General features: G+C 65.2%; 22 protein-coding genes. 15 read left to right on the top strand and 7 right to left on the bottom strand.

What is annotated here, in order from left to right:
• Positions 1–146: 146 nt before the first annotated feature.
• Complete coding sequence (locus AOP74_RS09980; protein WP_236683801.1) at positions 147–2,819, top strand: phosphoenolpyruvate carboxylase; 2,673 nt, start codon at positions 147–149, stop codon at positions 2,817–2,819.
• Positions 2,820–2,932: 113 nt separating this feature from the next.
• Here AOP74_RS09980 and AOP74_RS09975 read toward each other — a convergent pair whose 3' ends face one another.
• Positions 2,933–3,346: a GNAT family N-acetyltransferase gene (locus tag AOP74_RS09975; protein ID WP_061962230.1), complete on the bottom strand. Its 414-nt coding sequence runs from the start codon at positions 3,344–3,346 to the stop codon at positions 2,933–2,935.
• A gap of 13 nt (positions 3,347–3,359) precedes the next feature.
• Entirely contained in the window at positions 3,360–5,798 is a 2,439-nt protein-coding gene (locus tag AOP74_RS09970; protein ID WP_061962229.1) for a DNA gyrase/topoisomerase IV subunit A, read from the bottom strand.
• A 125-nt stretch (positions 5,799–5,923) separates the two neighbouring features.
• Here AOP74_RS09970 and AOP74_RS09965 point away from each other — a divergent pair, with 125 nt between their 5' ends.
• Both AOP74_RS09965 and AOP74_RS09960 read left to right on the top strand, forming a co-directional pair.
• A complete protein-coding gene (locus tag AOP74_RS09965; protein ID WP_061962228.1) occupies positions 5,924–6,490 on the top strand; it encodes a DUF5998 family protein in 567 nt (188 codons plus the stop codon).
• Positions 6,487–7,644: an alkaline phosphatase family protein gene (locus AOP74_RS09960; RefSeq protein ID WP_061962227.1), complete on the top strand. Its 1,158-nt coding sequence runs from the start codon at positions 6,487–6,489 to the stop codon at positions 7,642–7,644. Before AOP74_RS09965 ends, AOP74_RS09960 begins: the two co-directional genes overlap by 4 nt.
• A 4-nt stretch (positions 7,645–7,648) precedes the next feature.
• On the opposite strand, the gene sepH is transcribed toward AOP74_RS09960, so the two are convergent.
• Entirely contained in the window at positions 7,649–8,692 is a 1,044-nt protein-coding gene (gene sepH / locus AOP74_RS09955; RefSeq protein WP_061962226.1) for a septation protein SepH, read from the bottom strand.
• A gap of 180 nt (positions 8,693–8,872) precedes the next feature.
• On the opposite strand from sepH, the gene AOP74_RS09950 reads away from it, so the two are divergent.
• From AOP74_RS09950 to AOP74_RS09925, 6 genes are all read left to right on the top strand, one after another.
• Positions 8,873–9,691 (top strand): inositol monophosphatase family protein, encoded by an 819-nt coding sequence (locus AOP74_RS09950; RefSeq protein ID WP_061962225.1) that lies wholly within the window; start codon positions 8,873–8,875, stop codon positions 9,689–9,691.
• Between the two features lie 111 nt (positions 9,692–9,802).
• Positions 9,803–10,102: a DUF4193 domain-containing protein gene (locus AOP74_RS09945; protein WP_061962224.1), complete on the top strand. Its 300-nt coding sequence runs from the start codon at positions 9,803–9,805 to the stop codon at positions 10,100–10,102.
• A 15-nt stretch (positions 10,103–10,117) separates the two neighbouring features.
• Positions 10,118–10,564, top strand: coding sequence for a dUTP diphosphatase (gene dut, locus AOP74_RS09940; RefSeq protein ID WP_061962223.1), 447 nt, complete (start codon positions 10,118–10,120; stop codon positions 10,562–10,564).
• Complete coding sequence (locus AOP74_RS09935) at positions 10,561–11,163, top strand: DUF3710 domain-containing protein (RefSeq protein ID WP_061962222.1); 603 nt, start codon at positions 10,561–10,563, stop codon at positions 11,161–11,163. The genes dut and AOP74_RS09935 overlap by 4 nt, the downstream gene beginning before the upstream one ends.
• A complete protein-coding gene (locus tag AOP74_RS09930; RefSeq protein ID WP_061962221.1) occupies positions 11,160–11,435 on the top strand; it encodes an OB-fold nucleic acid binding domain-containing protein in 276 nt (91 codons plus the stop codon). The genes AOP74_RS09935 and AOP74_RS09930 overlap by 4 nt, the downstream gene beginning before the upstream one ends.
• Positions 11,432–12,187 (top strand): DUF3159 domain-containing protein, encoded by a 756-nt coding sequence (locus AOP74_RS09925; RefSeq protein ID WP_061962220.1) that lies wholly within the window; start codon positions 11,432–11,434, stop codon positions 12,185–12,187. The genes AOP74_RS09930 and AOP74_RS09925 overlap by 4 nt, the downstream gene beginning before the upstream one ends.
• Here AOP74_RS09925 and AOP74_RS09920 read toward each other — a convergent pair.
• Together AOP74_RS09920 and AOP74_RS09915 are read right to left on the bottom strand one after the other, a co-directional pair.
• Positions 12,108–12,794: a potassium channel family protein gene (locus AOP74_RS09920; RefSeq protein ID WP_061962219.1), complete on the bottom strand. Its 687-nt coding sequence runs from the start codon at positions 12,792–12,794 to the stop codon at positions 12,108–12,110. The two genes, AOP74_RS09925 and AOP74_RS09920, sit on opposite strands and share 80 nt — an antisense overlap.
• The gene (locus AOP74_RS09915) at positions 12,791–13,456 is read right to left on the bottom strand and encodes a potassium channel family protein (protein WP_061962218.1); all 666 of its coding nucleotides are present in this window, start codon (positions 13,454–13,456) and stop codon (positions 12,791–12,793) included. The genes AOP74_RS09920 and AOP74_RS09915 overlap by 4 nt, the downstream gene beginning before the upstream one ends.
• A 41-nt stretch (positions 13,457–13,497) precedes the next feature.
• On the opposite strand from AOP74_RS09915, the gene AOP74_RS09910 reads away from it, so the two are divergent.
• The 4 genes from AOP74_RS09910 to dxs all read left to right on the top strand — a co-directional run bounded on the left by AOP74_RS09910 (position 13,498) and on the right by dxs (position 21,310).
• Positions 13,498–15,396: an APC family permease gene (locus tag AOP74_RS09910; protein ID WP_160297481.1), complete on the top strand. Its 1,899-nt coding sequence runs from the start codon at positions 13,498–13,500 to the stop codon at positions 15,394–15,396.
• Positions 15,393–16,589, top strand: coding sequence for a class I SAM-dependent RNA methyltransferase (locus AOP74_RS09905; protein ID WP_061962216.1), 1,197 nt, complete (start codon positions 15,393–15,395; stop codon positions 16,587–16,589). Before AOP74_RS09910 ends, AOP74_RS09905 begins: the two co-directional genes overlap by 4 nt.
• A 66-nt stretch (positions 16,590–16,655) precedes the next feature.
• Positions 16,656–19,334 (top strand): aconitate hydratase AcnA, encoded by a 2,679-nt coding sequence (acnA, locus tag AOP74_RS09900; protein WP_061962215.1) that lies wholly within the window; start codon positions 16,656–16,658, stop codon positions 19,332–19,334.
• A 113-nt stretch (positions 19,335–19,447) separates the two neighbouring features.
• Complete coding sequence (gene dxs / locus AOP74_RS09895) at positions 19,448–21,310, top strand: 1-deoxy-D-xylulose-5-phosphate synthase (RefSeq protein ID WP_061962214.1); 1,863 nt, start codon at positions 19,448–19,450, stop codon at positions 21,308–21,310.
• Between the two features lie 168 nt (positions 21,311–21,478).
• Here the strand turns inward: dxs and AOP74_RS09890 are convergent, their stop codons facing one another.
• Both AOP74_RS09890 and AOP74_RS09885 read right to left on the bottom strand, forming a co-directional pair.
• The gene (locus AOP74_RS09890; RefSeq protein WP_061962213.1) at positions 21,479–22,777 is read right to left on the bottom strand and encodes an HRDC domain-containing protein; all 1,299 of its coding nucleotides are present in this window, start codon (positions 22,775–22,777) and stop codon (positions 21,479–21,481) included.
• On the bottom strand, positions 22,774–23,334 hold the full coding sequence (locus AOP74_RS09885; protein WP_061962212.1) for a DUF3000 domain-containing protein: 561 nt from the start codon (positions 23,332–23,334) through the stop codon (positions 22,774–22,776). The genes AOP74_RS09890 and AOP74_RS09885 overlap by 4 nt, the downstream gene beginning before the upstream one ends.
• A 108-nt stretch (positions 23,335–23,442) precedes the next feature.
• On the opposite strand from AOP74_RS09885, the gene gnd reads away from it, so the two are divergent.
• The gene (gene gnd, locus AOP74_RS09880; RefSeq protein ID WP_061962211.1) at positions 23,443–24,879 is read left to right on the top strand and encodes an NADP-dependent phosphogluconate dehydrogenase; all 1,437 of its coding nucleotides are present in this window, start codon (positions 23,443–23,445) and stop codon (positions 24,877–24,879) included.
• 109 nt (positions 24,880–24,988) lie between these two features.
• Complete coding sequence (gene zapE / locus AOP74_RS09875) at positions 24,989–25,978, top strand: cell division protein ZapE (protein WP_061962210.1); 990 nt, start codon at positions 24,989–24,991, stop codon at positions 25,976–25,978.
• The last annotated feature ends 21 nt before the right edge of the window (positions 25,979–25,999 follow it).

The raw sequence follows: 25,999 nt of genomic DNA, 5'->3' as shown, positions 1-25,999 counted from the left end.
CTCCGCACAGGTCTCTATGTGCCTATTTCATCGGTTCACCGTAGCGAGATGGAGCCGTTTGGGAGGGCGAAGGGCGGGTGGCTCTTGGTGTTCCCTTTGAACGACCATGGTTCGCATTTGGGCAATCTGGCGCTACCCTCGTGTCCGTGACTATCGACGAGAACCTCAGCTCCCCGGCCGAGCGCTCCCTCGCGCGCCACGACGTTCCCGATCCTCTCCGTGACGACGTTCGCCTCCTTGGCGGGCTCCTCGGGCAGGTCATCGCGGAATCTGGAGGCAACGACCTCCTGCGTGACGTCGAGCGGCTACGCGAACTCGCAATCCGGGCACACGATGCAACAGGACAAGACGCAGAAGCGGCCATGGCCGAGGCAGAAGGCCTGGTAGAAGGTTTCAGCCTCGAGCGGTCGGAACAGGTCGCCCGCGCCTTCACGTGCTACTTCCACCTCGCGAACCTCGCCGAGGAAACGCACCGCGTGCGTGTCCTGCGCCAACGCGAAGTGGGGTCGCTCACCGACGATGACTCGCTCTCAGAGGCCTTCGCGAAGCTCACCGATGAGGTAGGACGCGAAGAGGCCCTTCGACGGGTGCAGGCGCTTGAGTTCCGGCCCGTCCTGACGGCTCACCCCACGGAGGCCCGCCGGCGCGCGGTCTCGGGTGCAATCAAGCGCATCTCGACGCTGTTGGACACACGCTCTCAGGCACACGGTGGAACGTCCGAGGCAGAGAACGACCGTGCCCTGCTCGCGGAGATTGACGCGCTGTGGCGCACCGCGCTCATCCGAGCCTCGAAGCCCACGGTCATCGACGAGGTGAAGTCGGCTCTCGCAGTATTCGAGTCGACGATGTTCAGCACCTTCCCGCAGGTCTATCGCCGCCTCGACGACTTCCTGCTGGGGGCCGATGCTGGCCGCACCCAGCCGTTGGCCCGGCCTTTCGTATCGCTTGGATCGTGGATCGGTGGTGACCGCGACGGTAACCCCAACGTGACCGCGGAGGTCACACGCGCCGCTGCCGCCCTCGCGGCGGAGCACGCGCTCACCGCCCTCGAGACCGCGACACGTTCTGTCGCTCGCACGCTCACGCTCGAAGAGGGCTCCACGCCACCTTCGCAGGCGCTGCTCAAGCTCCGCCAGGCGCAGGGTCAGCTCGACGCGGACGTTTCCGCCGCCGCTGACCACGAGTCACCTCACGAGCCACACCGGGCAGCACTGCTGTTCATTGCAGCGCGTATCTCGGCGACTCAGGCACGCAACGCAGACCTGCAATACGGCGAGCCGAGCGAGCTGGAAGCTGACCTCCAGGTCCTGCAAGAGTCCTTGACGGAGGCCGGTGCGCCGCGCACCGCCTACGGCGAACTGCAGCAGTTGCTGTGGCAGGTGCAGACCTTCGGGTTCCACCTGGCCGAACTTGAGGTGCGACAGCACTCGCAGGTGCACGCAGCAGCACTGGAGGACATCCGCGCGAACGGAGTCCACGGAGAGCTTGAGCCGCGCACCGTTGAGGTTCTCGACACGTTCCGTGCCGTGGGCGCGGTCCAGAAGCGCTACGGCATCCGTGCCGCTCGTCGCTACATCGTGTCGTTCACCCAGGCACCCGAGCACCTCTCGGCGGTCTACGAGCTGGCTGAGGCTGCCTTTGGCGACTCGGACGCGCCGGTCATCGATGCGATCCCGCTGTTCGAGACTTTCGACGACCTGGAGAATTCGGTTCCGATTCTCGAGACGATGCTGGAGTTGCCTCAGGTGCAGCGTCGTCTCGCCGAGAACGGGCGCCGTGTCGAGGTCATGCTCGGTTACTCGGACTCGTCCAAGGACGTGGGTCCGGTCGCAGCGACGCTCGCCTTGCACGCAGCTCAGGAGCGGATCGCGCAGTGGGCCAAGCGTCACGACATCGCGCTGACCTTGTTCCACGGCCGTGGCGGCGCGCTGGGACGCGGCGGTGGCCCTGCCAACCGTGCTGTGCTCGCACAGCCCGTCGGCTCGGTGGACGGCCGTTTCAAGCTGACCGAGCAGGGTGAGGTCATTCTTGCCCGCTACGGCGACCCGGTGATTGCTCAGCGCCACATCGAGGAAGTCGCGGGCGCTACGCTGCTGCAGTCCTCGCCGTCGGTGGAGGAGCGCAACACCACCGCGACCGCGGAGTTCGCCGCGATGGCCTCGCAGCTGGACGAGACGTCTCGTGAGCGCTTCCACTCGCTGGTGAAGGCAGAAGGCTTCCCTCAGTGGTTCGCGCAGGTCACCCCGCTCGAAGAGCTGGGCATGCTGCAGATCGGTTCTAGGCCCGCCAAGCGCGGACTGTCGGTCAACTCCCTCGATGACCTCCGCGCGATCCCGTGGGTGTTTGCGTGGAGCCAGGCCCGCATCAACCTTGCAGGTTGGTATGGCTTGGGTACGGCGTTGGCGTCGTTCGGCGATATCGATGAACTCCGCCGCGCGTACCGCGAGTGGCCGCTGTTCGCGACCCTGCTGGACAACATCGAGATGTCGCTGGCAAAGACCGACGAGAACCTGGCCTCGCGCTACCTTGCGCTCGGCGACCGCGATGACCTCGCGCAACTGGTTCTCGACGAGATGCGCCTGACCCGCGAGTGGGTTCTTAAGGTCACCGAGAGCGAGTGGCCGTTGTCCAAGCGCCGCGTCCTGGGCCGCGCAGTTCAGTTGCGCGCGCCCTACGTCGACGCTCTGTCGATGATTCAGGTGCGGGCGCTGGCCGCGTTGCGCTCCGGAGACCTCGACGACAACGACGCCGACGGTATCCGGAAGGTACTTCTCCTGACCGTGTCGGGAGTCTCCGCCGGACTGCAAAACACCGGTTGATTCCAGCCGTTACACGGTAGACAAGCCCGGGTTCGCGTCGTATGGCGTGGGCCCGGGCTTGTGTCGTGTATTGCCCGAGTACCGAACCGTGCGTGGTGAGTACTGGTACCCGGTCAGCCCAGTGCGGCACCCGGCGGTAGTTCCCACGCGCGATCATTGCGGGAATACCCGATGCGGGGGTAGTAGTCGGACGCTGCCGGGGCAGCGGACAACTTGAGTTTGCACATGGGGCCAAGGTGCATGCGCAACTCATGCTGGAGCAGAAGTCCGATCCCACCGCGTTGGACGTCGGCATCGACCGCGAGATCCGCCAGGTAGCAGTGAAGGTGGAAGTCGGTGATGGCACGTGCGGCACCCACAAGCAGGTCGCCGTCGCGTGCGGTGATGAGCAGATCAGAACTCTCGAGCGCTCCGCGAATCACGTCTGGGTGGTCGACGGGCCGGCGGGCAGCGAGAGTGGACCTTACGAGCAGGTCGATGTACTCGTCGGTCTCAATCTCGCCAACGCGGGCGATCTCGACTGCCATGGCTACAACGCTCTTAGCCGATGCCAGTCACAGGCGCGCTGAGGGGCGTTCCGGAGCCATCACGGCGACCGTGCTCCTCAGGCAACTCCACGGACTGTCCCGCGCCGGAAGAAGCGCGGGCAGGTGCGGGTCCGATCCACGCGTGAAGCAGGACGTCTTCGCCCTTGAGGAAGCGGTGCGCTCGCACGCCTCCTGTGGCGCGGCCCTTTGCGGGGTACTCCGTAAAGGGCGTGATCTTGGCGGCACCGGGAATGGTTCCCGGCAGCGCCGTCGACGAGCCTGCAATCGTCACAACGACCGCATTCTCCGCGTCAGTCACGACACCGAAGAAGACCGCCTGCACCCCCGCAGGAAGCTTGATTCCGGCCACACCGCCACCCGTGCGGCCCTGCGGACGCGCGGCGTTCTGGCTGGCCTCGAAGTGCAGGAGCGCGGCTTGATCGGACACGAACGCGAGTTCGGCGCCGTCGGCTGCGAGTGCCGCACCCACGACGTGGTCGCCGTCCTTGAGGGAGATGACCTCCCACGCGTCCTTGTTGGGTGCGGGTTCGGGCTTGACGCGCTTGACGATTCCCTGGGCTGTTCCCAGCGCAAGAGGTGTCTCGGAGTCCAAGGGCACAAGAGTCACTGGAGTCTCGTCCTTGTCGAGAGTGACGAGTTCGCTCAGGGGGCTTCCTCCGCTCAGCGAGGGGGGCTCACTTGTAGGAGCCAGGCTGGGCACGTCGAGCATCGACATCCGCACGATGCGGCCCGTCGACGTCACGACACCGACATCGGCGCGTGTCGAGGTGGCGACGCAGGCCGTCAGAACGTCATGAGCGCTCCGACGTCCTTCCCGAGCGGGTGCCTCGTCACCGGCGGTGCGAGCGACCAATCCTGTCGACGACAGCATGACGTGGCACGGGGTGTCTTCAATCTCGAGAGAAGGCGCGGCCTTGCCACGTCCTGTCGGCATCGTGGCCGCAGACGTCACGGCACCTGCGTCGGCAAGCAGAATCGTCCGGCGGGGCGTTCCGTGTTGCGCGGCCATGGCGTCCATTTCCGCGCCCACCACGGCACGCAGCGCGCGGTCAGACCCGAGGATCTCTTCGAGCTCGGCGATCTCGGCGAGCAACTGCGCCTTCTCGTTCTCGAGCTCAATACGCGAGAACTTCGTCAGCCGGCGCAGGCGGAGCTCGAGGATGTAGTCCGCCTGGATCTCCGACAGCTCGAACGCCGTCATGAGTCGCTCACGGGCCTCCGAGGCGTCCTCAGAGGCGCGAATGATCTGAATGACGTCGTCGATGTCCAGGATCGCGACGAGCAGGCCCTCGACCAGGTGCAAGCGGTCCTTGCGAGAGTCGAGCCGGAACTGGCTACGGCGGCGCGTGACGTCCAACCGGTGGTCCACCCACACCGTGAGCATTTCACGCAGTCCTAGGGTGCGTGGCTGGCCGTTCACGAGGGCAACGTTGTTGATCGAGAAGCTCTCCTCGAGCGGCGTGACCTTGTACAGGCGCTCAAGGACGGCGTCGGGGTTGAATCCGTTCTTGATTTCGATGACCAGCTTGAGGCCGTTGTGACGGTCCGTGAGGTCCGTGACCGCCGTGATGCCCTCGAGCTTCTTCGCCGAGACAGCGTCTTTGATCTTCTCGATGACCTTCTCGGGTCCCACGAGGTAGGGCAGCTGCGTGACGACAATGCCTTGACGGCGAGGGGTGACCTTCTCGATGCGTGTGACGGCGCGGGTCATGAACTTGCCCTTGCCGGTCTCGTACGCCTCGCGGACGCCATCGAGTCCCACGATCTTGCCGCCGCCGGGCAGGTCCGGCCCGGGTACGAACTTCATGAGGTCGTCGAGTTGTGCCTTGGGGTTGTCGAGTAGGTGGTGAGCCGCGGAGATGACCTCGATGAGGTTGTGCGGCGCCATGTTCGTCGCCATACCGACCGCGATGCCGGACGCGCCGTTCACAAGCAGGTTGGGGAATGCCGCCGGGAGAACCTCCGGCTGAGTCAGCTTGTTGTCGTAGTTCGGGACCGTGTCGACGACGTTCTCGTTGAGGTCCGCGATCATCGACAGGGCAGCGGGGGCCAGGCGTGCCTCGGTGTAACGCGATGCTGCCGGGCCGTCGTCGAGAGATCCAAAGTTGCCGTGACCGTCGACCAAGGGAAGTCGGAGCGAGAACGACTGGGCCATGCGCACCAACGCGTCGTAGATCGCGCTGTCACCGTGCGGGTGGTACTTACCCATAACCTCACCGACCACACGCGAGGACTTCACGTGTGCGCGGTCGGGACGCAGCCCCATGTCGCCCATCGAGTAGATGATGCGGCGCTGGACGGGCTTGAGGCCGTCGCGCGCGTCGGGCAGAGCGCGGGAGTAGATCACCGAGTAGGCGTACTCGAGGAAGGACGTTTCCATCTCCGAGCTGACGTCGATGTCGATGATCTGGCCATCGGGCGCGTCGGCCATGTGACTCCTCAGGAATTCGTTCGGGCATTCGGGACTGCGGGCTATTGTGCCGTGTGCCGCTGACACCACAGGGGTGCCACGCGGCGCAAGTGGTCACCCAGCGTGCGAAGTGGAAGAATACCCGCATGCCACAGACCCTTGACCAGGCCGTCGCCGGAGCCGGGTATTACCCAGCGCTGTCGAACTCGGTACTCCGCCAGGCCATCGGCCGTGAAACCGTCGACGCGCACTTCGTGCATGCGGAGACCACCTTCGATGACCGTGAGGTGCGCCGCCACATGACGGTGCTCGTATTGACACCCTCGCGGCTGATTCGCATGCACATCGATGACGGCGCAGGACATTCGGCAGAGGGCACCCATGAGGCCTCCGCGACCGTTGAGACGGCACAGCTCAGCGCGGTGACGCATGTGGCGATGACGCACGTGGTGCACCACCCCGAGCACTTCTCGGACGGCGACGTGCCCTCCGAACTGGTTCTCGCAGTGGGATGGGGTGTCCACTCGCGCATCGACCTCGAGCCAGCCAATTGTGGCGATGCCAACTGTGACGCTGATCACGGTTACTCGGGTGGCATCACGGGCGACGACACCTTGGTGCGGGTCAGTACTATCGCCGACGGCGAGGAGACGGTCCGCGCACTGTCGGACTTCGCGGCCGCTGTTCAACTGGCAACGACGCGCACGTCGTGATTGATGCGCTGCGTGCCGTAGGGCTGCGACTGCCGGACTACGGCGGACGTGAACTCGGTGCGGTCATGCCCGCGGCCTTCGATGCTGTGGGCGCAGGGGATGCCGTTACAGGCCGTGATGCCGGTGCGGACCGGAGGAGGTTGGGGCTTCCCCGTGCGCGCCACGTCGTCGTGGTGCTGCTGGATGGGCTCGGCCACCACCTACTTGAAGCCCGCCGCGGCCACGCGCCCTTTTTGCGCTCGATCGAGAGCGGAACTATCACCACGGGGTATCCCTCAACCACGGCTTCGGCCCTTGCCCTTCTCGGCACCGGACAGCCGGCTGGCCGCACGGGAATGACCGGGTACTCGGCCCGCAACCCCCGCACGGGAACGCTTGCGAACCTCGTGTCGTGGGAGGGCGCCTATCCGCCCGAAGAATGGCAGCGGCAGCCTGGAATCCTGCAGCAAGGGGCCGATGCCGGGGTTGCGGTGACCACGCTCGGCCAGCGGCGTTTCGCTGGATCAGGCCTCACTCAGGCAGCGCTCCATGGCGGCACTTTCGTGGGCGCAGAGACCTTAAGCGAGCGCATCGAGGTCGCCCTACGAGCCGCGCGTAAGCCTGGCGTGTCGTACTGCTATTGGGGTGAGATCGACGCGGCTGGCCACAAGCACGGGTGGGAGAGCGACCAATGGGTTGCAGCGCTCGAGGACGCCGATCGTGAACTGCAAATACTCGCGCGATCTCTGCCGCGTGGTGCCTCCATGGTGGTCACCGCCGACCACGGCATGATCGACACCACGGGTGGTCGAGTGTGGAACGTCGAGGATGTGCCCGCGCTACGCGACAGCGTCGACCTGGTGGCAGGGGAGCCGCGAGCGCTTCACTTGCACCTCACGCCCGGAGCCGATCCAACTGCGGTGGCTCTGCGCTGGCAAGACGTCATTGGTGAAAGCGGGGTGGTCGCCACTCGGGATCAGGCCAGGCAGGCTGAACTGTTTGGCGTCATGGACCCTGAGGTCGACGACCGCATCGGGGACGTCGTGGTAGCGATGGCGTCGAATGCCACGATCGTGGACTCGCGTACCCAGAGCGAACGTTCACGTGCGCTCATTGGCGTCCACGGTTCACTGACTCCGATGGAACTGGACGTCCCTCTGCTGATGGTGTCGTGACGCCTTAGTCGTTCTTTGCGCCGAAGACGATCTCGTCCCAGCTCGGAACTGACGAGCGGCCACGGCGCGGCTTCTTGGGTTCGGTCTCATGAGCGCCCTCGGCAGCTGACGGAGCGCTCGGAGGCTCCGCGGCACTGGGCGCAGTGGAACCGGTCGTTGCGGAAGCAGACCTGGCTGACGGTGTTGCTGTAAAGCCCACCTCTGCCTGTCGCTGACGTTGGACAGCCGGACCGAAGCCCTCAAAGCCGCCGTCGTCGTCATCGTCCTCGTCGTCAAACTCGCCGACCTCAACTGCGTCGCGTGTGCCGCGCCGGCTCTCGAGGTCGTCGAGGAGAAGTTCGGTCTGCTGAGGCTCGTCCACTTCCGGGATCGCAGCCGTCTCTGGCTGCGGGACTGCGGGGCGAACTGCTTCGAGTGGCCGTGCAGCATCTGCCTTAGCGTCACGTACGGCGCTCAAGTGACGCTTGGGGATTGGCACGTCGAGAAGTTCTGTCTCGGTGAGCCAGCGTGCCTCATCGTCGAGCGCTGTGAGGTGGCGGGCGGTGTGATCGAAGTTCCACTGGGCGCGGACCGTCCGACCATCAATGGGGTAGTCGACTGCCACCATCCACGGTTCATCGACGGCACGCCAGGCGTCCCACACGATGGCATCCGGGTCGACGCCGCGACCGGCGAGGCGGTCAGTGACGAGGTCGCCCAGCACCGGGGAGTCTGCGTCACGGCCGATGCGAGTGCTGCGCGCAATGTCGGCGATATAGCTACGCTCGGCAGCGACCGGCTGCTCGTAGCGCTGGAAGACCTCGATAGGTTGCCCTGTGAGTTCAGCCAGTTCTGCTGCGTTGAGTCCGCCTCGGATGCGCTGCTGGATCTCACGCGGCGACATGGTCGGCGATGCTTCAGCGTCGTCCCGTTCGGGGCGTGGCCTGACAGTATTTGCGGCGCGCCGCAGGTCTGCCGTGAGCACAAGCTCATACTCGGTGCCGTTGTCGTCGGCGACGATCAGGTGCTCGCCGTCTTCGGCGGGCCGCACAAGTGTCAGACGCATCATGTCCACAGATTGCCACGCGGCACACGCAATGTGTGGATGCCACGCGGCGCGTTTGATGTGCGTCTCCGGGCGCGGAGAGCACCGAAGTGTTCCTGGGTCAGGACCAGGTGAGCCGGAGGACAATCCCAGCCCGGGCATCGGCCCTGACACAGGCCCTCATTTGTGCGGCAGGATGGGCTGATGGCTCCCTCACTTGTCGACATCGCATGCTCACTTGCCACCGAGGCGGGGGAACTGATCACTCGAGGGCGCGCAACCGCAGAGGTTGCCGCTACAAAGTCGTCCTCCGTCGACATCGTGACTCAGATGGACGTCGCGGCAGAGCAATTACTCAGGCGTCGCCTCAGCGAGTTGCGTCCGGACGACGCGGTGCACGGCGAAGAGGGCGCCGACACGGCAGGGGACTCGGGCGTGACGTGGGTGCTTGACCCCATCGACGGCACCGTGAACTATCTCTACGGCATCCCGCACTACGGAGTCTCTGTCGCGGCCGTGACGGGTCCCGCGAGGCCGGGGGAGTGGACGCTTGAAGCGGGCGCGGTCTTCGATGGGACGGGACGACTGTGGTCAGCCGCCCGCGGCGAGGGGGCCCGGTGCGACGACACCCCGCTCATACGCGACGGCGGGCCCGACCTGGCTCACACGTTGCTTGCCACCGGTTTTCAGTACCAGGCGTCGCGGCGTGCAATCCAGGGCGAGATCGTGACTCGCATGTTGCCGCAGGTGCGTGACATCCGGCGACTTGGGTCTGCAGCGATCGATTTGTGTCACGCGGCGGCTGGAATCGTGGATGCGTACTACGAGCACGGTCTCAATGCTTGGGACTTTGCTGCCGGCGAATTGATCGCCACGGAAGCCGGTCTCAAGGTCGCAGGTATCGACGGTGGCGGGGCCGATGAGCGGCTGCTTATCGCGGCCCCGGAGAGTCGTTGGAATGACTTGCGCGATGCGCTCGTTAAGGCAGGAGCAGACAGAACCTGGGCACGCGCCGACGCCTAGAGTCGCGCCCTCGCGTTTTTTGGGGCACAATGCCTGCGCTCGTGAGAATAATTTGGTTCTCCGACTTAGACGTAGGCCCACGGTGTTTTACGTGAAGGGAACAACCGCCTGATGGCAACTGATTACGATGCACCTCGGAAGACCGATGATGAGATCTCGGCCGATTCCATCGAGGAGTTGAAGGCCCGCCGCAACGACAAGTCGTCCGGTGTGGTCGACGAAGATGAGACGGAGGCGGCTGAAGGCTTCGAACTGCCCGGAGCCGACCTCTCCGGCGAGGAACTGTCGGTACGTGTCCTTCCTGCGCAGCAGGATGAGTTCACGTGCATGTCGTGCTTCCTCGTGCACCACCGCAGCCAGCTCGCGCAGCTGCGTGGCGACCAGCCGATCTGCTCCGAGTGCGCCGCTTAAATCTAGGCGACAACAATGGCTGATCTCGAGGTGCTCGTCTCCACGACGAGTGCCGAAGTTCCGCTCCCTGCATACTCCCACCCGGGAGATGCGGGAGCGGACCTGACCACGCGCGTGGCCGTCACGCTCGCCCCAGGGGAACGGACTACCGTCCCCACCGGGGTGCGGATTGCACTGCCCGCGGGATACGCAGCGTTCGTGCACCCGCGCTCGGGGCTCGCTGCCCGTCACGGCATCACTGTGGTGAATGCTCCGGGCACCGTTGACGCCGGGTACCGTGGCGAGGTGAAGGTAACGCTGTTGAATACCGACGCTGTGGAGACGGTCACGTTCAACGCGGGAGACCGGATTGCCCAGCTGGTGATTCAGCGGGTCGAGAGAGCCGCATTTGTCCACGTGGAAGACCTTCCGGGGTCCCACCGTGGCGAAGGCGGATTTGGATCAACTGGAGTAACAGGATGAGCGACGACGCTGGATTCGACGACGGACTCGACGATCTACAGATCGCTGATGGGCCGTGGGACTGGACTTCCATCCCGCAGGACAAGGAGTTCATCTACTACGGACCCCTGCGTCTGCCTGCGATCCCCCACATGAAGGTGCGCGCAGAGATCGATCCGTCGAACGACAAGTGCGGCGCGATCAGCGTCAAAGTCGCCGACTGTCAGGTGCAACTCCAGGTCATCGCCGCAGGACGCGGCACCGGCCAGTGGACCGAGACTCGGCGAGCCGTCAGCGACCGGCTACGCGCTACGGGCGACATGCGTGCGGAAGAGGGGCACTTCGGTGCTGAACTTGCGGCTACTCTCAAGCGCAAAAATAAGGCCGGCGACGAGGTCGAGATCCCCATGCGGTTTCAGGGCATCGACGGCGCGCGGTGGCTTCTGAAAGCCGTTTCGATGGGCCCATCCGTACATTCCGATGAGACGCGCGAGCGCATCAACGCGTTGCTGTCGCAGTGCGCGATTGACCGCGGGCCAAGCCCCATGATCGCTGGGTCGGTTCTGGTGCTCGACTTCCCGCGATTCCACAAGGACGACGGCAAGGGTGCCCAGGCGTGACCGCTACCGACATCACGAGGTCGATCTCGTCCGCTGCGCCGCGGACCATTGCCGCAGTGCGGGGCCGGATCGTGTCGATTCGCATCGAGCCTCGTGATGCTGCCCCGCAACTGACCGCGCGTATCGACGACGGCACCGGCCGCATGGACGTGGTGTTCATGGGCAGGCGTGAAATCCCGGGCGTTGAACCAGGCGCCATGATGAGCGTCGAAGGTCGTGTCAGCGACGCTGAGGACCTGCCCCGAATCTTCAATCCCCAGTACACGCTGTGACGCGCGAACGCGACGCTGAACGCGATGACCAGGGTGTGAACGCTGGACGCGACGGGACACAGGCAGACGAGCCTGCGATCGAGGCCGCGAGCCAGAAGGCCTCAGAGGGCCGTATTGGCCAGATGCTGTCCTCGGACGAGTTCTCGTTTCAAGAGGCAGTCGGTGGCTGGCGTGGCTTCATCGAATCCGTAGCGCCCGGCTTCGTCTTTGTCCTGATGTTCTTGACCGTGGGCGGCATGCGCGTCCCCGTGATCGCAGCCGTTGCCACCATGGCCGTGCTCGTTGTGATCCGCTTGATCCAACGCTCGAGCATCCAGCAGGCTCTTGCGGGCGCCGTAGGTGTGGCCATTGGAGCAATCTGGGCATGGCGCACAGGAGAGCCTGAGGACTATTTTGTGCCCGGCCTGTGGATCAACACGATCTACGGCATCGGCACCGTCATCTCGATGGTGGTGCGTTGGCCGCTGGTCGGCATCGTCGTGGGCCTTATCCACGGTGACTGGAAGGGATGGCGCAGCGACCCCGTGCAGATGCGGGTGTTTCAGCGCGCGACGGCAGTGCTCGTGGGGATGTACATCCTGCGGCTTGCGGTGCAGCTACCGCTGTACTTCACCGATCAGGTAGCGGCGCTGGGAACAGCACGTCTTGCGATGGGCGTGCCGCTGTTCGCACTCACTCTGTGGGTGGTGTGGCTGATGGTGCGGAACGCAACACCGCGTCCAGAGCCTCAGGATCCGCCTCAGCCGACATAATAAATAGCAGTTCGTCGTGGGCTTCGAGCGTGTCCGCGGGCGACGGCGCGATGGTGCGGTCGGTCCTGACAATGCACGACAGCACGGTTTCCGGCGGCCACGGAATCTGCCGGACGGTCGCTCCCACGATGGGGGAGTCGGGGGGCAGCGTCACCTCGATGATGGATGCGCCGGACTGGTGGAACGTGAAGACCTTTACGAGATCGCCCACGGCCACGGCCTCTTCAACCATGGCCGTCATGATGCGTGGTGTGGAGACAGCCACGTCCACGCCCCACTGAGCGTCATACATCCACTCATTGCGGGGGTTGTTCACGCGGGCGACAGTGCGCGGAACACCAAACTCTGTCTTCGCCAGGAACGACACCACGAGGTTTGACTTATCGTCACCGGTCGCGGCGACGACCACGTCCATTTCCTCCGTGCCGGCTTCGCGCAGCGCGCTCATCTCGCATGCGTCCGCAAGCATCCAGTCGGCTTCCGCCACCTGGGCGACGCGCATTGCCGCCGGGGTGTTGTCCATGAGCAAGACCTCGTGCCCGTGGCTGAGCAAGTCGCGTGCGATGGAGCGTCCCACGGAGCCGGCGCCGGCAATCAGAACCTTCATTGTTGTGCTCCAGGTGCTCGTGAGACAACGCGTTCGGCGGTGCTTGCGACATCGGCGGGAATGACGAAATGTGCCTCGTCGTCGGACTGGAGGAGGGTCGACGGCTCGGGCAGCAGCGCCTTGCCGAAGCGCACAATGTAGGCGACGCGTGTGCCGGTCGCGGTTTCCAGTTCAGTGATCTTGCGACCCACCCAGGCGCCATTGACCGCGAGCCTTCGGACGGATACACCCGCATTGGTGTCGGTGAAGCTCTCCTCGACACCACCGGGCAACAAGCGCGACACGATTTGTGCGCTGGTCCACGGCACGGGCGCCACCGTCGGGATCCCGAGCCGCCTGTACACCTCGGCGCGGCCAGAGTCGGCGATGCGCGCGATCACGTTGTCGACGCCGTACGTCTCGCGCACCACCCGGGCGGCGAGGATATTCGAGTTATCTCCGGAGGACACGGCCGCAAACGCATACGCCTGCTCGACGCCTGCGGAGACCAGAGTCTCGCGGTCAAAGCCGATTCCGGTGATCTTCTGGCCTTGGAAATCGTTGGGGAGGCGACGGAACGCGTCGCCGACCCTGTCGATGACCGCGACGGAGTGTCCGCGGGACTCAAATTCGGACGCTAGCGCGGAGCCAGTACGTCCACAACCCATGATGACGATGTGCACGGTCCACCACGCTATACCCCCTGCGCCTAGGATGGTGCGACGTGCGAGGAGTTCTAGACAAGCTGAGGCGCCTGGTGTTCGGGCAGCCTATCGCGACGGACGCGCTGCAACCCGTGACTCTACGCACGCGCCTTGCCCTTCCGGTGTTCGGCGCGGGCATCCTTTCCGCGGTCACGTACGCCCCCGACGCCGTCGTCGACGCACTCCGCCACGGCAGCCAGCAGGGAGCCATCCCGTACATGGCGCTCGGCGTGGTGCTGATCATGCTGCTGTTGGGCTTTGCCTACCGCTCGAACGTGCAAGCGCGTCCCGACAGCCTGGGCGACTACGGCCTGGTTCGCGACGTCCTTGGGCGTCGCGCGGGAGTGGTGACCGGAGCGTCGGTCCTGGTCGACTACCTGTTCACCGTCGCCGTGTCTGTTGCCGCCATCACCCAGCTCGTCGCATTCCTCATCCCGCAGTTACAGGACTGGGACGTGCCGTTGTCTGTCGCGATCGTGGGGCTCGTCACGCTCGCGATGCTGCGGGTCATGCGCGACCGCGCCCGCATCCTCTTGACGGTGTGGTTCGGATTCCTCGTGGTCATCGCGGTGATGGTCGTGCTGGGCCTGACGCGATTCAGTTCAGACATTGCCAGCCCCATCGCCGCCAACTCGCCTGAGACGTGGTCCGTGTGGTTCTCCTACGCAGGAGCGATCGCGTCCGGTGCCGTGATGGTGACGGGAATCGAGCACCTGGCCGCGTCCGCTCCGCACCATGCCAAGCCGCGGGGGCGGCGCGCAGGCCGCACGCTGATCATCGCCGTCGCGATCTCTGCCGTCGCGTTCTTCTCGGTCGCCTACCTCGCGTGGACGTATCGCATTACGGGCTGGTCCAAGGGCCCCATCCTGCTCCAGGTGGCAGAGAACGTCTTCCTGCAGGCCTTCGCCGTGTGGATCGTCGCGGCTATTGCGGGCGCCCTGCTCTACGCCGCGATCGCTGCAGTCTTTAGGCGCTTCTCGGACCTCACGTCCTACCTGGCCAAGGACGCCTACCTTCCGCGCCAGCTGTCGATGCGCAACGACCGCGCCGTCCTGCGCGGGGGTGTTCTCCTGGTCGCCACGATGTCTGCGGTGGTGGTCGCGCTGGCCGGCGCAGAGGTCGAGACCCTCATCCACATGTACGTCGTGGGTGTCTTTACTTCGATTGTCCTGAGCCAAGTCGCGATGGTGCGCTGGACGGACAGGAAGCTCAAGCTTGCGACGCTGCGGCCAGCCCGCACGCGCCTGATCGGACGCAAGACGCTCCACATCGTCGCGGCGATCGTTGCTGCCGCGGTGTGGCTGGCCGTCCTGATCTTCAACTTCGTCAATGGCGCGTGGATCGCGGTCGCACTCATTTGCGGCCTGGTCGTGCTCATGCACGCCACTAACAGGCACTATGCGGCGGTGCGAGCAGATGTGCGGCTCGACAAGAGCGATCTTGAAGTGGCGCTTCCCAGCTCGACTCGCGGTGTCGTCCTCATCGCCCAACTTCACCGCCCCGCACTGCGTGCGCTGGCATACGCGAAGGCCGCGCGTCACTCGACTCTGGAGGCCGTGGGCGTGCAGATCGAGCGGTCCTCGGCGGCGAAGCTCCAGCGAGACTGGGGGCAGATCGATTCCGGTGTGCCATTGGTCATTCTTGATTCGCCGTACCGCGACCTTGTGGGCCCGGTGATGGAGTACGTCACGACGATTCACCGCGACAGTCCCCGAGAGGTGGTCGTGGTCTACGTTCCCGAGTACATCGTGGGACGCTGGTGGGAGCGTCTCCTGCACAATCGCTCGACATCGAAGTTGCGAGCGCAGTTGCTGGGACTCAAGGGAGTTGTCGTGGCAGCAGTGCCGTGGCACCTGGAGTCAGCGCGTGAAGACATCGCCCGTGAAGAGGCACCCGAACCAAACGAGGAGTTGCCGTGACCGAAGCGCTGATCGAGCTTGAGGTCGGTGCTCCCGCGCACGGCGGCCACTGCGTCGCCCGACTCGATGGACGGGTGGTCTTTGTCCGCCATGCGTTGCCCGGCGAGAAGGTGCGAGCACGGCTGACCGAGTCCGGTGACGATGCAAAGCTCTGGCGGGCCGATGCTGTGGAGATTCTTGAGGCATCGGAAGACCGGGTGCCGTCCCCCTGGCCCCAGGCCGGAGCTGGAGGTGTGGGCGGGGGAGAGCTTGGACATGTCTCCTTGGCAGGCCAGCGGCGCTGGAAGGCCGCGGTCCTGCAAGAGTCCTTCGAGCGCTTTGCGAAGAGAGATTTTCCTGGCGAGGTTGTGGCTGCGCCCGGCGAGGACGAGCGCGGGGGACTGGCGTACCGGACCCGCGTCTCCGCAACGACCGATGCCGAGGGCCGACCAGCGATGCGCGGCCACCGTTCGCGTGACCTCCACGCGTTGGAGTCGATGCCACTGGCCACTCCGGAACTTGAGGAGCTCCTGCTGAGCATGCGGATTCGTGCCGGTGCGCGGATCTCGCTTGCACAGGGCTCTGACGGCGCAGTGCGAGCGACGGTCGACGGTGTTCCCTGGAATGCGGGCCGGCTCGACAAGCGCCCGAATGCGCCGCGGACGGTGCGACAATCCTTCACGGCCGGTGGCGCGACACATGACTTTAAGGTCGCCACGGATGGGTTTTGGCAGGTTCACGTCGAAGCCCCCGCGCTCCTCGCGCAGGAAGTGCTGGATCGCGTGGGGGATGCCGAACGAGTTGCTGACCTGTACGCGGGTGCGGGCCTGTTCACACTGCCCCTGGCCGCCACGGGCCGCGAGGTGCTGTCGGTCGAGGCCGACGCCGACGCATCGCGCGCCGCCAAGCGCAACTGTCACGCGGCGCCCAGCGCCCGCATTGTCCAGGGCGACGTGCGCCGCACACTGCAAGCGGGCATCGGCCCTATGGATGCGATTGTGCTTGATCCACCGCGCTCGGGCGCAGGTGCCGCGACCCTCGAGGCCATGGTGGGCGTGCCACGGATCGTGTATGTTGCCTGCGACCCCGTGGCCTTGGCGCGTGACACGGCGACGTTAGCCGAGCACGGCTACTCGCTAGTCGACGCCACGGCCCATGACCTGTTTCCCATGACCCACCATGTCGAGACAGTGGCGACCTTTGAGCGCCGCTGATACAAACATCGGCTGGGCACCAGGGCCGGTAGACTGGACGCCGGTCAACACCAACGGAGGATGTGCATGAGCGAGAACACTTTGGGAGCCAAAGCCACGCTGAACGTGGACGACAAGGCCTACGAGATCTACCGCCTCGGTGCGGTACCCGGTCTGGAGAAGCTTCCCTTCTCGTTGAAGGTCCTAGCCGAGGCACTGCTGCGCACCGAGGACGGCGCGAACATCACGGCCGATCACGTGCAGGCGCTTGCCTCGTGGGACCCGCAGGCCGCCCCTGATACCGAAATTCAGTTCACTCCTGCCCGTGTCGTGATGCAGGACTTCACCGGCGTTCCGTGCGTCGTGGACCTTGCCACGATGCGTGAGGCTGTCGTCGAACTTGGCGGCGACCCCGCTGTTATCAACCCGCTTGCGCCTGCCGAGATGGTCATTGACCACTCCGTCGTCATCGACGTCTTTGGCCGCAAGGACGCACTCGAACTCAACACCAAGCTTGAGTACGAGCGCAACCGCGAGCGTTACCAGTTCCTCCGCTGGGGACAGACGGCATTCGACAACTTCAAGGTCGTCCCCCCGGGCACCGGAATCGTCCACCAGGTCAACCTCGAGTACTTGGCGCGTGGCGTCATGACCCGCGACGAAGACGGCACGGTCCAGGCCTACCCCGACTCCTGTGTGGGCACCGACTCGCACACCACGATGATCAACGGCCTGGGTGTCCTGGGCTGGGGCGTGGGCGGTATCGAGGCAGAGGCCGCGATGCTGGGCCAGCCCGTCTCGATGCTGATCCCCAAGGTCGTGGGCTTCAAGCTCACCGGCGAGATCCCTTCCGGTGCGACGGCGACCGACGTCGTGCTCACGATCACCCAGATGCTGCGCCAGCACGGCGTGGTCGGCAAGTTTGTCGAGTTCTACGGCGAGGGTGTCGGCGCAGTGCCGCTGGCCAACCGCGCCACGATCGGCAACATGTCGCCCGAGTTCGGCTCGACCGCCGCGATGTTCCCCATCGACGACGTCACGATCGACTACCTGCGCCTCACTGGACGCTCCGACGACCAGGTCAAGCTGGTCGAGGCGTACTGCAAGGAGCAGGGCATGTGGCACGACCCCTCCGCTGAGGGCTACGTGGAGCCCGTGTTCTCCGAGTACATCGAGCTCGACCTGTCGACGGTTGTCCCCTCTATCGCCGGCCCCAAGCGTCCGCAGGACCGCGTCGCGCTGACGGACTCGAAGGAACAGTTCGGCAAGGACCTCGAGAACTACAAGAGTTCCAAGGGCGGCCACGGCACTTACATCGACGAGGACGGTACCGAGGTTCCTCTGAAGGACGGTGACGTCGTGATCGCGTCGATCACCTCGTGCACCAACACCTCGAACCCCTCTGTCATGCTGGCCGCCGCGCTCCTGGCGCGCAACGCCAACAAGTTGGGCCTGGGAGTCAAGCCGTGGGTCAAGACGTCGATGGCACCTGGTTCGCAGGTCGTCACCGACTACTACGAGAAGGCCGGCCTGTGGGGCGACCTCGAGAAGCTGGGCTACCACCTGGTGGGCTACGGCTGCACGACCTGCATCGGTAACTCCGGTCCGCTGCCTGAGCCCGTGTCGAACGCCGTCAACGAGCACGACCTCGCAGTGGTGTCCGTGCTGTCCGGAAACCGCAACTTTGAGGGCCGCATTAACCCGGACGTGAAGATGAACTACTTGGCCTCGCCGCCACTGGTCATCGCCTATGCGCTCGCCGGCACCATGCACCACGACTTTGAGAACGACGCGCTGGGTCAGGACGCAGACGGCAACGACATCTTTCTGCGTGACATCTGGCCCGACCCCACCGAGGTGGAGTCGATCGTCCAGTCCTCGATCACGGAAGAGATGTTCGCCAAGGACTACGCGGACGTCTTCGCCGGTGACGAGCGCTGGCGCGGACTTCCCACGCCGGATGGCAAGACCTTCGAGTGGGACGGCGAGTCGACCTACGTGCGCAAGCCCCCGTACTTCGAGGGCATGGAGGCGACCCCTAAGCCGGTCAAGGACATCGCCGGTGCGCGTGTGCTGGCCCTCCTGGGCGACTCGGTCACGACCGACCACATTTCGCCTGCAGGTGCCATCAAGGCAGACTCGCCGGCCGGCAAGTACCTTGCGGACCACGGCATCGAGCGTCGTGACTACAACTCGTACGGCTCACGTCGCGGTAACCACGAGGTCATGATTCGCGGAACGTTCGCGAACATTCGCCTGCGCAACCTGCTCCTGGATGGCGTCGAGGGTGGTTTCACCTACAACTTCATCAAGGACGCGCAGGACACCATCTACGACGCGGCACAGGACTACGCCGCTGCCGACACCCCGCTGGTCGTGCTGGCCGGTAAGGAGTACGGCTCGGGATCCTCGCGTGACTGGGCCGCTAAGGGCACCAGCCTGCTGGGCGTGCGTGCAGTCATCACCGAGAGCTTCGAGCGCATTCACCGCTCGAACCTCATCGGCATGGGCGTGCTTCCGTTGCAGTTCCCGGAGGGCCAGTCGGCCGCGACGCTTGGACTGGACGGTACGGAGTCCTTCGACATCGTCGGCGTGAGCGCATTCAGCGACGGCGATCACCCGCGGACCCTTCCCGTGAAGGCGACCAAGACTGACGGCACTGTCGTCGAGTTCGACGCAGTCGTCCGCATCGACACCCCCGGCGAAGCGGACTACTTCCGCAACGGCGGCATTCTGCAGTACGTGCTGCGTTCGCTGGTGTCGTAACTCAAGACCAGGTATGAGCCGAGGGCGCCGCGACACACGTCGCGGCGCCCTTTGCTCCATCTTCCAGGTCTATCGCCGTACAGTGGTCATCTAGTCAGTCACAGGAGGGTTGCGTGCTCGAGCGCATTTCACAGCCGCAGGATGTTCGCGCGCTGAACCAAGAGGAATTGACGGAGCTCGCATCCGAGATCCGTGACGTTCTCGTGGATTCCGTGTCGCGCACCGGAGGCCACCTCGGTCCCAACCTCGGGGTCGTTGAGCTCACACTTGGGCTCCACCGCGTCTTTGACTCTCCGCGTGACACCCTCGTGTTCGACACCGGCCACCAGTCCTACGTGCACAAGCTGTTGACGGGCCGCCAGGATTTCTCGAACCTGCGTAGCCGCGGCGGACTGGCCGGCTACCCCCAGCGAAGTGAGTCTGAGCACGACGTCGTAGAGAATTCGCACGCGTCGACCTCGCTGTCGTGGGCAACCGGAATCGCACGTGGCTACGCGCTGCGCGGCGAAGATGACCGCACCGCCGTGGCCGTGATTGGCGATGGGGCGCTGACCGGAGGCATGGCGTGGGAAGCGCTGAACTCGGTGTCCGACACCCAGGACCGCGTGGTCATCGTCGTGAACGACAACGGTCGCTCCTATGCGCCCACGATCGGTGGTCTGGCTCGCCGCCTGGACGGTATCCGCACCGATCCTCGCTATGAACAGTTCCTGGGGTGGGGAAAGCGCACCTTCAAGGACCGCGGCCCCATGCGTACCTTCACGTACAAGACCGTCATGCATGGCAAGCGTGCTGTGAAGGGCCTGATCACTGAGCCGGGCATGTTCGAAGACCTCGGGCTCAAGTATGTAGGACCGGTCGACGGTCACGACCTCGAGCAAGTTGAGGCCGCGCTGACGCACGCGCGCGACTACGGCGGACCCGTCTTGGTGCACGTGCTGACGGAGAAGGGGCGAGGCTACATCCCGGCCGAAGAGGACGTCGCTGACCGCTTCCATGCAGTGGGCAAGATCCACCCCGAAACCGGGCTACCTGTGAAGCCCAGCCGGTTTGGCTGGACCAAGGTGTTTGCTGAAGAGATGCTCGCAGCCGGTCGCGAGCGTGACGACCTCGTTGGCATCACTGCGGCGATGCTGCAGCCGGTGGGCCTGCAGCCCTTTGCCGAGGCCTTCCCCGAGCGCGTGATCGATGTCGGCATCGCCGAGCAGCACGCCGTCACATCAGCAGCAGGGTTGGCATTCGCAGGGATGCATCCTGTGTTTGCGGTCTATGCGACATTCCTCAATCGTGCGTTCGACCAGGTATTGCTAGATGCCGCGCTGCATGGAGCCGGTGTGACGTTCATGCTGGACCGAGCCGGAATCACCGGCGACGACGGTCCCAGCCACAACGGCATGTGGGACATGGCGTTGCTGCGTCACGTTCCGACTCTCCAGATTGCTGCGCCGCGTGACGCTCCGAGTATGCGCCAGGCGTTCCGGGAGGCCATCGCAGTCGATGACGCTCCGACAGTGGTGCGCTATCCCAAGGGCCCGGTGGGGGACGACCTTCCCGCCGCGCGCTCCGTGGGTGCGATGGACATTCTGGCCGAGCACGGTGAGCAGCCCCAGGTTGCGGTCTTGGGTCTTGGACCCATGGCGACCACTGCCGTTGACGCCGCAGAGAAGATCGCCGCGGACGGCATCGACGTGCTGGCAGCGTCGGCAACGTGGGTGCACCCGGTACCAGAGGGACTCGTCGAGCTGGTCAAGGATTGCGACTGGGTCGTCACCATCGAGGATGGCCTTGCGGATGCAGGCTTGGGCCAGGAATGGGCCGATGCCGCACGTCAGGCAGGCGTGAAGGCACAGTGGTTGCACAGGGGAGTGCCGCGCGAATTCCTGCAGCACGCCTCACGTGCGCAGATTGTGGAGGCGTCTGGATTGGATGCGAGTGCGATCGCCGACGCGACCCTCGCAGCGCTACGCGACGACTGACACGACGACCGACGCAACACGGTTTCGCCTGCGACTCGAAGGGTCTCTCCTGTCGGTTTGGCACAACGCTGTGACGCAGGTGGCTCCTGGGGCGCATGTGCCTACACAGCAGCCACCTCAGTCACGGCTGTCACGCGCTTGTGTCAAAGCGATTGCAGCGGGCAGAGGTTAGTCAGATGACTCACTTGCGTCCGTGGTGTCAGCTTCAGGATCAGGGGCCGCAGCCTCAGCTGCAGCCTCCTCGAACGCCGCAACCAACTCGGGCGCGGTGAGGTCGATCTGCCACTGACGAGCATTGCGGCTTGCCAAGAACTGACGGATCTCCGCTTCGCCACCGCCGCGATACTCCCAACAGCACCGGCGCATCGCGTCCGGCTGCAGGAGATTCTCAGCGGGCATCGTGTGTTCCTCGACCAACGCAGCAATACGCTCGCGCGCAGCGTTCAGACGCGCGGCGGCTTCCGGCCGCTTGTCCTTCCACGTTCGCGGCTGAGGTGGCCCATCGCCACGGGGCCCGCGCTTGGAAGGAAGCTTGTTCTCTGGCAGTCGCAGCGCCTTGTCGATGGCTGGGTACCACCGAGGGGCGGCTCGCTTCGTACCGCGCGAGTGCCATTCGGGGACCTTCACAAGGGCCTCGATCGACGTGGGCTTGGCGAGAGCGGCGGCCACGATGGCGCGGTCACGCAGCACGCGCCCGGGCGACATGTCGCGACGCTGAGCCTCTTTTTCACGCGCTTCCCACAGTCCACGCACCACAGCGAGTCCGCGCTGATCGCGAACGGTGTGCGAAGCGGACGTTCGGCGCCATGGGTCGACGCGCGGCGGGGGCGGCGGTGCGGTGCGGACTGCCTCAAACTCTTGGCGCGCCCATTCCAACTTGTTGGCGTCCACGAGGTGGCCGTGCATCGCGTCACGCAACTCAAGCAGGATCTCGACATCCAGTGCCGCGTAGACGAGCCAGTCGTGGGGGAGAGGGCGCGTCGACCAGTCCTGCGCGGAGTGCTCCTTGGCCAGCGCCAGCCCCAGTTCGCGCTCAACCACCGCGGCAAGTCCGACCTTGGGCCAACCCAGCAAACGCGCTGCAAGTTCCGTGTCGAAGACCGATGCCGGCTTGAGCCCCAAGTCATGCATACCGGGAAGGTCCTGGCTCGCGGCGTGGAAGACCCACTCCGCGTCACCAAACGCGTCGTTCAGGATGGACAAGTCCGGAACCGCGGCCGTGTCGACGAGAGCGATGGACGTGCCGGCGCGCTTGAACTGTGCCAAGTAGGTGGCCTGGCCGTAGCGGAACCCTGAGGCGCGCTCAGCATCGGCCGCGATGGGACCGGAGGCCGCTGCAAACTCGCTCGCCATGGCCTCGAGCGCCTCGATCGTGTCGATCACTGGTGGAACCCCGCCAGCGGGCTCCGTCAAGGGAGTGGCAGCGGGTGTGTCGTCTGCCTCGACAGGTTCGGCCGTTTCGCTCATGAAGTGCTTCCTGGAAGCATGGTCACTCCTTCTGGCAACGGCGGCACGCCTGCGCATGCGGCCAGTAGCTCGGTCCAAGCCTGGATGTGCGGCTCCATCTGCGGATCTAGCGGGGTCCAGGAGACCCGCAGCTCGACATGCACGTCCTGAGGACGCTCGGCGAGCTCGCCATAGGAGCGGTTGAGAATCTTGGTGACTGTACCGCCCAAAGCGCGGTGCTCGACGCCAGCCAGAGCGTCTTCGAGCCAGGACCACGCAACGTCGGCCCAGATATCGTCCCCACCGGCCTCGGGCGTCACTGCGGCCTTGACCAGCGCGATGATGCGGAAGTCGCCCTCCCACGCGTCGTTCCCGGCGGGGTCGTGCAAGAGCACGAATCGTCCCGTCCCGTCAGTGTCAGGAGCCGTCACCTCGCCGTTGACCGCGACTGCGTAGGGCGCGATCTTTGACGGAGCGGGACTCTCGGCCAACGTCACGTCTGGTCGCGTCTGCGCGCGCCCCAGAGAGATCAGTGCGTCGCGGAAGGCGGGCGGTGCCTCCGGGAACTCCTTGGCCATGTCCCGAGACTAGGTGCGCGACCGTATGTGGAGCCGGTACGCCACGCGACGAGGGGCCACTAGGCTAGTGGCGCGAACGACTTCCCCGAACCTTGTGAAGGATGAACCATGGCGCTTGCGCAGATCGGTGTAACAGGACTGGCGGTGATGGGGCGCAACCTCGCGCGCAACTTCGCCCGTAACGGCTACACAGTGGCGGTGCACAACCGCTCGCCGCAGAAGATGCAGTCGCTCGTCGAGGACCACGGGTCCGAAGGTGACTTCATTGGCTGCGAGAGCCTGCAGGACTTCGTCGACGCGCTGGCCACGCCGCGCACCATCGTCGTCATGGTCCAGGCCGGCGGACCCACAGACGCCGTGATCGACGCGCTGGTCCCGCTGTTGGACAAGGGCGACATCATCGTCGACGCCGGCAACGCCCACTTCCCGGACACCCGCCGTCGCGAAGCCGCACTGCGCGAGCAGGGCATCCACTTCGTCGGTGCTGGTGTCTCCGGCGGTGAGGAGGGCGCGCTCCTGGGCCCCTCGATCATGCCCGGCGGCCCTGCTGAGTCCTACAAGACTCTTGGCCCCATCCTCGAGAAGATCGCAGCCAAGGCCGAAGACGGCACCCCGTGCTGCACCCACGTCGGCCCCGACGGTGCCGGTCACTTCGTCAAGATGGTCCACAACGGCATTGAGTACGCCGACATGCAGCTCATCGGAGAGGCCTACGACCTGCTCCGTGCAGGCCTGGACCTGACGCCCGCCGAGATCGGCGAGATTTTCGCCGAGTGGAACTCCGGCGACCTCGACTCCTTCCTCATTGAGGTGACGGCAGAGGTCCTCAAGCAGACCGATGAGAAGACGGGCAAGCCCCTCGTCGACGTCATCGTTGACGAGGCAGGCCAGAAGGGCACCGGTCGCTGGACCGTGCAGTCCGCGCTCGACCTTGGTGCACCGGTCACCGGAATCGCCGAGGCCACGTTCGCTCGTGCAATCTCGTCGCAGCGTGCACAGCGTGCGGCGGCCCGCGAGGTCCTCGCAGCAAACGCATCCGACTTCCACATTCGCGACCGTGCAGGCTTCATCGAGGATGTCCGCCTCGCTCTGTACGCGTCCAAGGTTGTCGCGTATGCGCAGGGATTCGACCAGATTCAGGCCGCCTCGGAAGAGTACGGCTGGGACATCACGCGTGGAGACATGGCGAAGATTTGGCGCGAGGGCTGCATCATCCGTGCACGCTTCCTCGACCGCATCACCGAGGCCTACGAGCGCGACGCCGACCTGGCCTCGCTGCTCGTTGACCCGTACTTTGCGGACGCCGTTGCCGGTGGCCTCTCGGCATGGCGTCGCGTCGTGTCGCAGGCCGCTCTTGCGGGAGTGCCAGCACCTGCGTTCTCGTCGTCGCTGTCGTACTACGACGCGCTGCGCGCGGAGCGCCTGCCCGCTGCCGTGATCCAGGGCCAGCGCGACTTCTTCGGTGCACACACGTACAAGCGCATCGACTCAGAGGGCACCTTCCACACGCTGTGGTCGGGGGACCGCTCCGAGGTCGAGGCTTAACGAGCCTCGCTTTCACGCACTCGAGGCCATCGGCGCGGCCGCAGAATTCCCCAGGGGATCTGCGGCCGCGTTGGGCTCCGAGCACTGAAGTTTGATGAAAGGGGGAGGCATGACCGCACGCTTGGTGGGCCGTCGGCCACATGTGGCGCCTGACTTGCTGATTGCGAATCTGGTACCGCCGCCACACTTTGCGCACGCCTCCTTCGACACCTATGTTCCGGACCCGGACTTTTCCAGCCAGTCTGAGGCCGTCGATGCAGTCAAGGCCTTCGCCGCCGGGGTGACGCGCAAGGGCCTCAGCCGTCTGCGTCGCTCGAGCGCCGGGCGCGGGATCTATCTCGATGGCGGATTCGGCGTTGGCAAGACTCACTTGTTGGCCGCTCTGGCTCACGACGTGGGTCAGCGCGCGGCGTTCGGGACGTTCGTCGAATACACCCACCTCGTGGGAGCGCTCGGTTTCCAAGCGACACGGGCCGCGCTCCAAGAGTTCGCGCTCGTGTGCATTGATGAGTTTGAGCTCGATGACCCGGGCGACACTGTCCTCATGGCCCGCCTCATGCGGGAACTGGCCGATGCCGGGGTGGCCTTAGCGGCGACGTCCAACACGGTTCCGGGTTCCTTGGGTCAAGGGCGTTTCGCGGCAGATGACTTCCAGCGCGAGATCCAGGCTGTCTCCAGCGTGTTTGATGTCGTCACGATCGATGGGCCGGACTATCGCGGCCGTGGCAATGCGCCGTTTCCCGATCCGGCGCGCGCGGAAGACGTGGTTGCCGTTGCCAAGATCGAGGACGGCGCGTGCGAGGACTGGGCTGCGCTCATGGAGGACCTCACACATGTTCACCCCAGCCGTTACGGCGCCTACGTGGATGGGATCGCCACCCTCGGACTGCGCGGCGTCGCGCCGTTAACCGACCAGGCCCAGGCACTCCGAGTGGTTTCTCTCGTTGACCGCCTCTATGACCGCGACGTCCGATTGGTCGCCTCGGGGCACTCGCTGGGAGACGTCTTCACCAAGGACATGCTTCGCGGCGGCTATCGCAAAAAGTACGCCCGAGCCTTATCCCGCATGCACGCGATGGTGACGGGCGAAGCTAGCTGAAGCCAGCATCGGCCCTACCCA

Source organism: Demequina flava, from assembly GCF_000975035.1.
GTDB classification, from domain to species: Bacteria; Actinomycetota; Actinomycetes; order Actinomycetales; family Demequinaceae; genus Demequina; species Demequina flava.
The sequence above is the reverse complement of the archived record's forward strand: the minus strand, read 5'-3'. Positions and strand labels throughout refer to the sequence as shown.